The following is a 12,262-nucleotide window of genomic DNA, read 5'->3' as shown; positions in this document are numbered from 1 at the left end:
TTCTTTTTTTATTTATTAACTATTTTTCACTTTAATTAGTAGATTATATAATAACAATTATAACTATGAAAAAGTCTTTGAAAAATAAATCAATATTTTTTCATAGTCATGCAAAAAAGTAGAATCAAATGTAAGATCTTATCCCAGAAGATTACTTAAAGTGCAGAAGGTATTTATATAACAGATATGAATGATAAACAATATATAGATTGTTTATCAAGAGCAGGGACATTGGCTCTAGGTCACATTGTTGTGCGTGAAGCAATACAAAACGACCTGCAATCATATATGAATTTACATACACTAGATATAACAATACCAATTAAAGAAGCATTTGTGGATGAATTATTTGCTTCTTTACCAAAATCGTTTTCTAAAAAAGCGAAAGTTCATTTTTAGAATAGATCTATTCTTTCCTTCCATGGAGGTACCAAGTTCAAAAAATGGTACGTTAAGTATCAGCAAGGACACTTATTCCTAAAAAATATCCATGGGCATGTATTGGGTTCACATTTTCTCTCTTATCCTTAAGAGTATGGTTTTCCATTTCGTTTAGACAAAGATGAACAGCAAATTGGTACTACATATATTGAGAACTTTCTCTACAGAATTAGCTTTGATACGATTAATGATATTTACGATTTATTGTACGAACGAACAGTAACCAATGAAGAACAGCATGTTCATTTGCAGGCATTAACTGAAAACTCGTATTGATTGAGCAACATGAGAATCGTTACCTTCTTTCTCGCTATCAGTCTGAGCAAGAACAATATAAGAATATTGAAATTATTATTGTAATTTTGGCAACAGACTATCATCCATATGTACCGGTCTCTCATGAATTTTCATAAAACCCATTCCTAAATTCATTTCTACATCACCGAAAAAAGCAGATAGCTCTCTTTTCGCAAAAATGATTCAAGTTAATGTACGAAAAAATTATTAAACAAATATTTGAATCGGCAGACAAAAAAGGAATAGTTTATTGCTATCAAGCTAAGCCCCGTTTTTTGGTAGTTTTTATGTATTACCCGAAAACATTGAAGGTGTGACATCGAGATTCCAAATTCAATGTCCTTATTATAAACATACATGCAGAAGGGAACATGCTGGTTTGACAGCAGGACTTTTGATCGTCCACATCAAATGAATGTGGTAAAATTTCTAAAGTACTTCGTGATGAAGCATTTAATGAAAAAATAACCATAATAAAGATATTTAAAAAAGAGGTATTTTTATAGCCAAATACCTCTTTTCTTAAGGGAATGCTTTTTAATTAACACCTATTTTAACTATTTTTGGATCATCAAACTCTTTAAAAGCGTTTCTGGTATCTACTATTAACTTACTATAATTAAACAAAATATTATTATCATATGCCTTATGATTAGTAATTAAAATTATACAATCATATTCTGCTAACCTTGAATATTCTAATTTAACTGAAACAATTTTTTCTCCGTATTTATCTGTAAATGAGTGCGCATGTGGATCATTATATTCAACATTAGCCCCACCATTTCTTAATAACTCATAAATTTCTAAACCTGGCGATTCACGTAAATCATCAATATCCGGTTTATACGCCATCCCTAATAACAATACTCTTGAACCCATTATAGGTTTTTGATGGGTGTTTAAAGCATAACTCACTTTGTTATAAACATATTCTGGCATATGTTTATTAATTTCTTGTGCAGCTTCAATGAATCTACTAAAGAAATTAGAGCTTTTTGCCTTCCAAGCCAAAAACATGGGATCTAGGGGAATACAATGTCCACCAATTCCTGGACCAGGAGTGAATTTCATAAATCCAAATGGCTTTGTATTCGCTGCATCAATTGTTTCCCAAATATCAATCCCTAATTTGTCAGATAACATAGCCATCTCATTAATGAAAGCTATATTAATACTTCGAAATGTATTTTCAAGAAGTTTACTCATTTCCGCAACTTTTGGGGAAGAAACAGGAACTATAGTATCAATAAAACTACTGTATAACTCCACTCCTAATTTTGTACATTTTCTAGTAGTTCCACCTAATACTTTAGGTGTATTCCTTGTATTATAGCATGTATTTCCCGGGTCTATACGTTCAGGAGAAAAGCATAGGAAATAATCTTCTCCCACTATATAGCCTTGATTATTTAATTCTTGTTCAATTAGTTCTTCAGTAGTTCCAGGATATGTAGTGCTTTCTAATGTAATTAGTAAACCTTTATGCATATACTTCTTAAGTTCATTCATAACAGCAATAATATAACTTATATCAGGATCTTGAGACTTAGTTAAAGGAGTAGGTACACAAATGCTCACTGCGTCTAAATCTTTAATGATTTCAAAATTACTAGTAGGAGTAAATTTGAAATATTTGGTAATATATTTAATTTCTTCATTACTAATGTCCATTATATAAGAATCACCATTTAAAAGTTGATCAATCTTTTTATTATCTAGGTCAATCCCATATACAATGTAATCAGATTTTGATAACTCCACAGCTAATGGTAGTCCAACATAACCTAACCCAATAACCCCTACTCTAGCATTGCGATTTTTTATTTTTTCTCTTAATTGGTTATAATAATTATTCATATTTAATTCTAAATATCTCCTGTTTATAGTGATTGGATTGGCACTACAAAATCTAAGTTCTATACAAATTAGCTATAATAACCGGTATCGTAGTAGTTAATTGGATTGCTTCATCTATAGTTAGTTTAGATTTTAAATCACTTGTATGAATTTCTTTAGAAAGCATTCCAATTAATTCATATGCATATGAAGGTAATTTTCTATGTTTAAAAAAATATTGAGTTGATTTACACTAGGTATGTAACATACCACCATAACAAACATACAATTTCTTTAGAAAATCTCATTGCTAAATCATTGAAATAATATCCTCTTTGTAATTAATCCGTCTCTTCACCATTAATTACTTAATTGTCTTAGTAGCCACAACGTTTTAAAAACTCTTGAAGCATTTCTTTTTCATCCTTTATTAAATATTCTTGAGTCTTTAAAAAACGAAAATAGAAGCCGAATTTTCTTGGAGTAGAAAAACCGGCTCATTTAAGTCAAAAAGGGCAATATTAAGTGGGCTCTTTAATGAGAAAACATCTAAAAATAATTAAAGAAATTTTTAAATTAGGGAAACTATTTTATTTAAAGTGTCAAAATGCGTAGAAATAAATTTCATTCTTATTAACCTTTTTGTCTGAAATGGGACATTGTCTGTTTCATAAACAGAATAGTCTTTTAACAATACTGAGAAATAAAAAGAAATCATCCACCTTTTCTCTTTAATAGAAAATTGCTGGCGTTTGTTATATGATCTTAAATATATTAATAAGTTTTGAAAAATATTCTCTTTAGTATCTTGCCCAATATTGATTGATTCGAAAAAAAAGCGCAGCACTTCATATATTCTTGGGAAAGAGGAAGCTTGGTCATAATCAATAATAAATAATTTATTTTCATTTTGGATTATATTATTGAGATGCATGTCACCATGAATAACACCCTCTGTAAATAATATATTTTGAACAGCGACAATTTTTTCTTTATTTAACATGAATATTTTTTTATACTCATTAGTATAAAAGTTCTCTTTGAGGTTATTTAAACCTTTAACAGCCATAGGAAAATCAATGTTTTTGATTTTATTAATCAATCTATCTTTTGAATAATTTTTAACTTTTCTATGAAAATCACCTAAAAAATCACCTAAAGTAATATACTCCTTTGTATTAAGCATAGATATTTCTTTTATATTTCCCTCTATAAACTTATATATTATTTGACATGTACCTTCATTATTATAGTTTAAGGTAGCAAAGTTACAAAATCCTTTTTCAGCACAATAATTAGTAAAATCCAGTATTTTTTGTACTGTTTCAACAGTGCTCTTTTTATAAGTTTTAATTACTTTATTACCTTTTTTCTCCAATGAATTACCTGAATAACCCTGATTCATTTTGTTTCGTATTCATAAACATCTAATGCTTCATTAATACTTTTCGAGATATCGTCACTTTCTGTTATTACATCTAAAAGGTTATTAGCTCTAGTTTTGAAAGGATCACACATCCTAGGACATAATTCTTTTATGTCAAAATCTTTATTAGCATTTTCCCAAATTGTTTCAAAATCATATTTTAAGACATTGTCATATCTAACACCATCTATAGGTGGGTGATAATTACATGCGTAGACATTGCCATCAGAACTTACGTTTGAAACTAGTTTATTTATTGTACATTTATTAAAAGTTCTAATTTTATCATTCTCTTCTAATTTATGTATTGTTACTAATTTAAAGTAGCCATCTTCAAAATCTTCTCGAATACGTTCAAAATCTCTCTTAATTTCTTTAATCATTTCATCGTCTACATTTAATCTTGAAGCAATATCTGTCTTAATTCTAAAATTGTGTACTCCAATTGACTTTAATATTCCCGCTAAATCATACATTTCTTTGTAGTTGTATGCATTAACAATGAACCCTATATTAACATCTAGGTTGGAATTATATTTCTCTCTGTTATCTATTAACATTTTTAAATTGTTTAGTATTGTTTCAAAATTCTTAGTTTTTTTATCCTCAGTTTTTAAGAAATCATATGTAGAGCCATTACCTGCGTCTAAACTAACTAGTATATAATTCATCTTAAGTATAGTTTCCATATTATTTTTATTAATTAAAAGACCATTGGAAAACATACCTACTTTTATATCGTTTGTAGCTAAATATTCAATTGTTGGGATTAAAGCTTTTGCAGCCATCATGGGTTCTCCTGTTATTCCAGAAAAGCTTACTTTTTCAACGCCAAATGTTTCTTTCTTTCCATCAATAACATATTCTTTTTTATAATTAACAATAGACTTTGCTAAATTCATTAAGTTCTCTGGTACAGTTAAGGCATTTTGTACGTTTGTTGTTTCTTCATTATCAACATTTTGTCCTATGCACCATTTGCAAGATAAATTACACGTTGCTGTAGGATGAATTAACACTTCATAAGGTGGTAAAACTTCTCCTTGAAGTATTAATTCTAACCTTTTACGATGCTCCATTAATATTTTCATCTCATTAAATTCATGGGGAATATCATTTCTAATCATTTGTTTTAATTTAGTCATTATATAATTCCTCCAATCTCATTTTTAACTCCCATAATGCAGTTTTATTACTATCAAAATTTAATAACTTAATAGCTTCATCATAGGCTACCCACTTAAATTCACTGTGTTCATCACTTAATCTAATTTCTTCATTCAATAATTTTACTGCAAATGTATATTCAGGTACAACATATAAACCATTCCATTTATCATTATCCTTAAAATATTTTTTAGGGACACTGCAGCAAGTATCTAAATGCATTAATTTATTGTCCAAAAGATTGATCCCTGTTTCCTCCTGAACTTCTCTGAGTGCACTTTCAGCTAAGCTTTCTCCATACTCGGCTCCTCCGGATACAAATTGCCAACAATTCATATCCTCCCTTTTTAGTATACAAAACTTAAAACTCCCTTGATCTATGATAAAAGGAATAACAAGAACCTGTTTGGGCTGCCTATACATACAACTTACCCACCTTTATAAGAGAATCTGTAATATAAATTTCCTGCTCTTCTGTAAGATTAGGATGTATAATCACGCAAAAAAGTCTATCTGCTATCCCTTCGGAATTTTCCAAACCATCAAAGCTTGCATTTTGTTTAATAAAATTATTTGTTTTATATGTAACATTATTAGCTATGCAACTTCCTACTCCATATTTTTTAAATAGTACGTTCATAATATTATCCCTATCATCTTTACTCATGTAATTTGGGAGTATTATAGAATACAAATAGTACGTATTAAAATATTTACTATTATTTAAAGGCAAAGTCCAGTCGGGAAATTCTTTTGATAAAATTTCAGTTCTTTTTATAGCTAAATTTCTTCTTAAACAATTATTAAAATCAAGCTTTTTCAACTGTTCTATTCCAATAGCAGCTTGAATATTGGTCATTTTATAATTACTCCCCCATATTTTCCCCATACCAAAACTTCTGTACGATTTAATTTTTTCTGCTAAAATTAAATCGTTAGTTGTAACCATTCCTCCCTCCCCAAGGGTATTCATTTGTTTTTTTCTTTGAAAACTAAAGAACGTAGCCCACGATAAATTCCCTGTTTTTATACCATTTACTGCACTTCCACAAGATCGCGCAGAATCACTAATTAATTTTATTTGTTTACCTGTTTTCAAAGAATAATCATTTAATACTTTCAGTATCTCATTCTCATCACAACCTAGCCCATTCATATGAGTTATAACAACAGCTTTAGTTCTCGGTGATAATCTTCTTTTTAAACTATCTATGCAGATATTTAAATTAATAGTTGAGTCGCATAGAATTAATCTTGCTCCCGTATTGATTATTGCAGAATGTGTTCCATGAAAATTGATTGCTGGTGAAATTATTTCGTCAGTGGATTTACAATTCAAAGCTTTTAATATCAAGTCTAAGCCTGTACCACCTCCATTTATGGCAATTGCATAATTACACCCTATATATTTTGAAAAAGCGCTTTCAAATTCTGAAATTTTATCTTTGTAATCATGCAGATTCCATGAATAAAATTTTTCTAACTCCTCCAAAACAGCTTCTTTTTCTTCGTTTCCATATATTGATCCTGGTGAGGGTTCTCCTATATTTAATTGCTTGTCAACAATCATGGTTTAATAATTTCCCTTCTATAAAATCCCGAAATTCACTCTCTAATGATTCGTTATAACCTAACATGTATATTGGTACACTTTCTTGAACTTTCAAATTATTACTATTTGTTCCTAATAGTAGCTTTTTTTCCAAAAATAAATATTCGCTACAAATAGTATCAAGAATTTGAGAATTAAGGAATTGATCTCTTTGTTTTCCTTTTAGCTCATTGATCGATATTTTTTTTAATTTTCTATTATAACATGGATTTATAATCACATCAACTTTTGACTCAAATTTAAAGTTAACATTTAAGAGTTGTGATATTTCTTTAATACTTAAATACAATTTAATATCACACTTATCAATTTCCTCGTCCATTGCTTTTTCCTTCTGGGAAAGAGGATCAAACTTAGAAAAGAATTCTTGATTATCTGTTCTATTATTAGTTAATCTAACACTATTAAATTTTTTTAATATTGTTCCCACACGAAACCCCGCTGCTATAGGAAAGCTAATAACATTCATTCTACCATCTGCATTTCCTTTAATCGCTAGTTTGTCATTAGATACGAAAATACCTGTAAACATTTGAAGTAAGTTAATTAACGTAGTCGATTTTCCAGCAAACTTATCGCCAGTAACTGCGATACCTTTACCATTAATTTCAGCAAAAGCTGCATGAAAGAATGTATATCCATCATTTTTAGCAAAAATTTGTATTAGTGTCCTGATAATTCTCATAACAAAATAATCAATAGTATTATTTATATTATGAGAAAGATAATCACTTGAAACTATGTTTATAACCTTTTGTCTTTTTCTTATAGATACGTAAAACACTTGATTTTCTACTGTTACTTTATGGTACTCTTTAATATTTTCAGTTAAATAATCATATATAGTTTGATTATCATCATAAGTAATTATCCATTTATTTTTTAATTTTACTTGCTCTACATCCCTTATTATTTTTTCATTTGAAAAATAATCCTCAATCCAATCAACTAATGTGGGATATTTAGTTTGAAAGAGGACTTCCCAATAGAGATAAGTAATATTATAAGTATTCATTAATGTCTATCTCCCTCTGATATCGTTTATTATGAATAACATATTTACTTATTATAACCTTATAATACCAATATTCAATACGATTCTTAAAAAATATTTGAGAAAGATTTTCTAGAAAAGAAAGGACTGATGTTTTTGTTTCTTTTCTGGAAATCTTGAAAACGATTTAAGTAACATGGCAGCTATTCTTTTTTAGAAAAGGTTTTAATAATTTTGCATGATGTATACGGACATTATTTAATATCATCAAAATATGTTTATTAGGATTTCCAAGTAAAAAATATTGTAAGAAGTTCTTAAAACAGATTATATTTCAATACGAGGCCTCCGTGCAATGCAATCTGCCATTTTGTATGTTAACAACACCAAAAATGTAAATAATAATGGCCTGGCATGACGGGCCATCTTATGAATCTGTTTTTGCTTTCCTAGAAGAAACCAAGAAGCATATAGTGCTTGATAATCAAATATCTCTTTCTTCTTCATAGAAAAGAATCATATAGTCGAAAAAAATTTTGTCCAATCTAGTTTTGTAGGAACTTTTTCTGTATAAAGGGGGCCTCTTTCATTAAACGATAAGTATGCCTAGTATAATTAAATTTTAGCGTCGTAGCATATCACATATCTCACTTCGAGACATAGAAAGATAATAAGTTTTTTGAATATAGTTTGAATAACTTGATTATCCCTATATGTCTCAGATCCGATGCCTTCTTAGGAAGCCGTGTTAGAAATAAAACCTATGACGATCCTTATCTGCTGATACAGAAGAAAGTATAATCACGCTCCGGGGAATCAAACCTTTATAATAATTCATTAAAATTAAAAATATGTCCATAAGCAAAAAGAACTATCTAAATATTCCTAAAATTACAGAAATAGATGTATCATAATGTAATTATTTAACTAAATGAACAGTTACATACTTCAGAATTTAAGAACATTCCATCACTTCATCAAACACTTTTCACAAGTCGACTATATATCGAATCAATTTCTAATAATTGATTATGTTTTCCATATTCAACTATCGCTCCTTTTTCAAAAACATATATAATGTCTGCATCTTGGATAGTAGAGAGTCTATGGGCAACAATAATTGTTGTTTTATTAATTCTAAATGCATCAATGTTCCTCATTACTTTTGATTCAGTTGCAATATCTAGAGCTGAAGTTGCTTCATCTAAAATAAGGATATCTGGGTTTCTAACTAAAGCTCTTGCTAAAGCAAGGCGTTGTCTTTGTCCCCCTGAAATTGTAAATCCTCTTTCACCTAAAATTGTATTATAATTATCAGGCAAATTGTTAATGTCATCTTCCAAGCAAACTAGTTTACAAATTTCCTTTAATTTATCATCAGAAACTAAAACACCTAGAGTTATGTTGTTTCTTACAGTATCTGCGAATATGTAGGGTTCTTGAAATACTATACCGATATGTTTAAACCATTCATCACTGTAAAAATTAGTTAGTGACCTATTATTCACCTTTATGGATCCCTGTTTAGGAACATCAAATTTTAATAACAAGTTTAGTAATGTAGTCTTTCCAGATCCACTACGACCTACAAAGGCTATCTTTTTCCCAGATGGCAAATCTAATGATAATTTATTTAATGTATAATTATCATTATTTTCATATTTATAATAAAGATTAGAAATTTTTAAATCTAAAGGTGATTTAATTGTAAAGTTTGTGTTCTTTTTAATAATATTTCTATTATATTCTTGTTTAATATTCTCAACAGAAGATGTACGCCTGATTGCCTTTATAACTAAATCATATGTGTATTTTATAGAGTCGGTTAACTGTAAAGCGAGTTGATAAATTACTACTAATGATCCGATTGACATTGCTCCAAGGTAAACATTATATCCGCCTATCCCCAAAACAACTATGCTTGTTCCCCATTTTAATAATTCACTTCCAATTATTTGCTTACTTCGAATTTCTTCCTCTTTTAAGGTATAAGAATGGTAACGATTAAATAGTTTTCTAAGTACCTGTTGTTCCCATTCAATTCGGTTAAAAATTAGAATTTCTTTAGTCGACGATATACATTCTTCTAAACGTACTAATATCTTAGATTGCTTTTTATTAATTATTTTTGCTATCTTCCTCAACTTATCAACATAATATTTACTTAATATATAAAATATAATATTGAGTAATATTGTTGAACTAATAACATATATGCTATTAGTTCCTATGACAATGGATAGTATTAATATTGTAAATATTTGTTGTATTATTCTAGGAATATCCCAACCAGCTAAGCCAGCAGTATTTTCTATATCAACAGAAAAATGGTGAACGTATTCTCCTTTACGTTTTTTTTGAAATGTTACTGTTGGTAACGTATAAAGATGATTTAATGACCTTCTTGATAAATTCAACAAATAGGAAGCGATGTTTTTATATAACATATAAGAACATATAGTGAAAAATAGTGAATAACCAATGTAAGCAATAGCAATTAATACTACCACATATGTAATTTTTTCATATTGTCCTTTTATAAAAACATCATCTATAAGCTTTTTTTGTAATACAGTTGAAGATATATAAGTCAAAGTTTCTAGTAATAGCAGTGAAATAGTGAATATATATGTAAATTTATTTTTAATCACTATTCTCCAAATCCAAAATAAAGTACTCATTTAAACCTCCGAATAGTGATTTTGTTGCTGCTTTATTATTTTGGTGAAAGTGCCCTGTTTACGTACAAGCTCATCAAAATTTCCGCATTCGACTATTTTCCCTTCGTCTAAGACAATAATCTTATCGAATTTTTTAATAGAAGAAATGCGATGCGCAATAGTTATAACAGTCTTTCCAATCCATAAATTCTCTAGAGAAGAATATATGTCAGTTTCAGTTGTACTATCTAAAGAAGCAGTAGCTTCATCCATTAGCATTATTTTAGGTTCTTTTACTAACATTCTAGCTAAAGAAATGCGCTGTTTTTGCCCTCCTGATAACTTTATTCCTCTTTCTCCAATAAGTGTGTTATATCCATACGGTAATTTACTAATAAATTCATGAGCTTCTACTTTTTTAGAGGCCTCAATTATTTGTTCTTCTGTAATTGAGGAATTACCAAATCGAATGTTCTCAAATACAGATGAACCAAATAAATATGTTTCTTGGGGGACGTATCCAATAAATTCTCTTAAGCTTGATACTGAGAATTCATTTATGGGTTTACCATCAATATTGATTAATCCAGAATCAGGGTCATAAGCCCTTAAAAGAAGTTTAAAAATGGTGGTTTTTCCAATCCCACTTTTACCAACTATAGCTATGCGATCTCCTTTTTTAATGCTTAAATTAAAGTCACATAGTACCGGTTGATCTGAAATATAGCTAAAATTCACATTTTTAAATTCTATTTTATTAAACGATTTAAGGCCATTTTCAATAGCTTGGTCATCTTCTTTAAATCTTGTTTTCTCATGACAAAATTCAAACAAATTTTTGGCTTGATACATCAATACTTTCTGTTCAGTAATGAATGTTATTACTGAAGTGATTTTATGCATAGCATTAAAATAGTATAAGAAAAAAGCTACAAAAGCGCCTAAAGATATTGAATTATTTTTAATTAGATAAAATCCAGTTAAAATTAAAACAATCCCCCCCGCATAATAGGATACCCTTCTAATAGAGCCCCTTAAAAAGGCATAAAAATATGTTAGAACCATTGACTTATTGAATTTTTGTTGTTCTGATAAAATTACTTCCATACTCCAATTAGGAGAGCCATTAACTTTCATTTCAGTAATTGAATCTATGCTTTCATTTATTTTTTGATTTAGTTTAATCCGAGTATCAGACATATTTTTCCCACTTAAAGATGCTTTTTTTTCAATATGAGGTCCAAATAAGTAATAGATTAATAATGTAGGAACCGTAATTAAAGTAAGTTCGATACTAATCGTTAGCAAAATGATAAATGAAAGCACTGAAAATATTAACTCTTGAATAAATAAAGGTAATAACCAGTTGTATAACTGTTGAACATTTCTTACCTCCGTACTCAATAAAGATAAAATTTTTCCAGAAGAATTTTTTTCATAGTACTGAATGTCTAACCTCCTCAAGTGTCGTACTACATGTAACTGTAAATCTCGAGAACAATATTCTTGTAGCTTCCTTTGGCTAATATTTTTTTTAGGTATAGCTATTAAAATCACCAATAATATCAAGATAATCAATGTCATCAATAATAAATAAAATTTTGATATATCTTCTTCTGTTAATAAATTATCTATGGAATACTGAATTACTTTTGGTACCAAGAGGTTAGTAACAGATATTAACAATCCACATAAAATTAAAATAAATAACTCTAATTTATATGGTGTTAAAAAAGAAAGTAACCATTTATATGTCCGAAATGAATCAGAGAATAAAAAAGTTCCTTTTTTTTTAAATTTCATTATGTAATCCTTCCCCACAAGAT

9 protein-coding genes are annotated in these 12,262 nt (G+C 28.7%); 1 reads left to right on the top strand and 8 read right to left on the bottom strand.

What is annotated here, in order from left to right; translation table 11 throughout:
- The first annotated feature begins 186 nt into the window (after nucleotides 1–186).
- Nucleotides 187–399: a hypothetical protein gene (locus tag NSS76_RS02265; protein ID WP_073980008.1), complete on the top strand. Its 213-nt coding sequence runs from the start codon at nucleotides 187–189 to the stop codon at nucleotides 397–399.
- 876 nt (nucleotides 400–1,275) lie between these two features.
- On the opposite strand, the gene NSS76_RS02260 is transcribed toward NSS76_RS02265, so the two are convergent.
- From NSS76_RS02260 to NSS76_RS02225, 8 genes are all read right to left on the bottom strand, one after another.
- Nucleotides 1,276–2,598: a nucleotide sugar dehydrogenase gene (locus NSS76_RS02260; RefSeq protein ID WP_311165037.1), complete on the bottom strand. Its 1,323-nt coding sequence runs from the start codon at nucleotides 2,596–2,598 to the stop codon at nucleotides 1,276–1,278.
- A gap of 550 nt (nucleotides 2,599–3,148) precedes the next feature.
- Nucleotides 3,149–3,982 carry a phosphotransferase gene (locus NSS76_RS02255; RefSeq protein ID WP_311165036.1) on the bottom strand — a complete coding sequence of 278 codons (834 nt, stop codon included), beginning with the start codon at nucleotides 3,980–3,982 and terminating at the stop codon, nucleotides 3,149–3,151.
- Nucleotides 3,979–5,148 carry a radical SAM/SPASM domain-containing protein gene (locus tag NSS76_RS02250; protein ID WP_258954561.1) on the bottom strand — a complete coding sequence of 390 codons (1,170 nt, stop codon included), beginning with the start codon at nucleotides 5,146–5,148 and terminating at the stop codon, nucleotides 3,979–3,981. The genes NSS76_RS02255 and NSS76_RS02250 overlap by 4 nt, the downstream gene beginning before the upstream one ends.
- Nucleotides 5,141–5,593, bottom strand: a complete 453-nt coding sequence (locus NSS76_RS02245; protein WP_073979310.1) for an NUDIX hydrolase — start codon at nucleotides 5,591–5,593, stop codon at nucleotides 5,141–5,143. The genes NSS76_RS02250 and NSS76_RS02245 overlap by 8 nt, the downstream gene beginning before the upstream one ends.
- On the bottom strand, nucleotides 5,586–6,740 hold the full coding sequence (locus tag NSS76_RS02240) for a DegT/DnrJ/EryC1/StrS family aminotransferase (RefSeq protein WP_258954560.1): 1,155 nt from the start codon (nucleotides 6,738–6,740) through the stop codon (nucleotides 5,586–5,588). Before NSS76_RS02240 ends, NSS76_RS02245 begins: the two co-directional genes overlap by 8 nt.
- Nucleotides 6,730–7,797: a hypothetical protein gene (locus tag NSS76_RS02235; protein ID WP_341080487.1), complete on the bottom strand. Its 1,068-nt coding sequence runs from the start codon at nucleotides 7,795–7,797 to the stop codon at nucleotides 6,730–6,732. Before NSS76_RS02235 ends, NSS76_RS02240 begins: the two co-directional genes overlap by 11 nt.
- 956 nt (nucleotides 7,798–8,753) lie before the next feature.
- Nucleotides 8,754–10,457, bottom strand: a complete 1,704-nt coding sequence (locus NSS76_RS02230) for an ABC transporter ATP-binding protein (RefSeq protein ID WP_073979308.1) — start codon at nucleotides 10,455–10,457, stop codon at nucleotides 8,754–8,756.
- Entirely contained in the window at nucleotides 10,458–12,239 is a 1,782-nt protein-coding gene (locus tag NSS76_RS02225; protein WP_073979307.1) for an ABC transporter ATP-binding protein, read from the bottom strand.
- Nucleotides 12,240–12,262: the final 23 nt, after the last annotated feature.

The sequence above is a fragment of the Bacillus sp. FSL R5-0654 genome, assembly GCF_038008745.1.
GTDB lineage: Bacteria > Bacillota > Bacilli > Bacillales > Bacillaceae > Bacillus > Bacillus safensis.
This window is presented reverse-complemented; position numbering and strand designations above follow the sequence as displayed.

Bases quoted from the DNA above. Each gene is read 5' to 3' on its own strand.
- NSS76_RS02235 (WP_341080487.1), bottom strand. From the start codon at position 7,797: ATGAATACTTATAATATTACTTATCTCTATTGGGAAGTCCTCTTTCAA.
- NSS76_RS02265 (WP_073980008.1), top strand. From the start codon at position 187: ATGAATGATAAACAATATATAGATTGTTTATCAAGAGCAGGGACATTG.
- NSS76_RS02240 (WP_258954560.1), bottom strand. From the start codon at position 6,740: ATGATTGTTGACAAGCAATTAAATATAGGAGAACCCTCACCAGGATCA.
- NSS76_RS02225 (WP_073979307.1), bottom strand. From the start codon at position 12,239: ATGAAATTTAAAAAAAAAGGAACTTTTTTATTCTCTGATTCATTTCGG.
- NSS76_RS02230 (WP_073979308.1), bottom strand. From the start codon at position 10,457: ATGAGTACTTTATTTTGGATTTGGAGAATAGTGATTAAAAATAAATTT.
- NSS76_RS02255 (WP_311165036.1), bottom strand. From the start codon at position 3,982: ATGAATCAGGGTTATTCAGGTAATTCATTGGAGAAAAAAGGTAATAAA.
- NSS76_RS02245 (WP_073979310.1), bottom strand. From the start codon at position 5,593: ATGTATAGGCAGCCCAAACAGGTTCTTGTTATTCCTTTTATCATAGAT.
- NSS76_RS02250 (WP_258954561.1), bottom strand. From the start codon at position 5,148: ATGACTAAATTAAAACAAATGATTAGAAATGATATTCCCCATGAATTT.
- NSS76_RS02260 (WP_311165037.1), bottom strand. From the start codon at position 2,598: ATGAATAATTATTATAACCAATTAAGAGAAAAAATAAAAAATCGCAAT.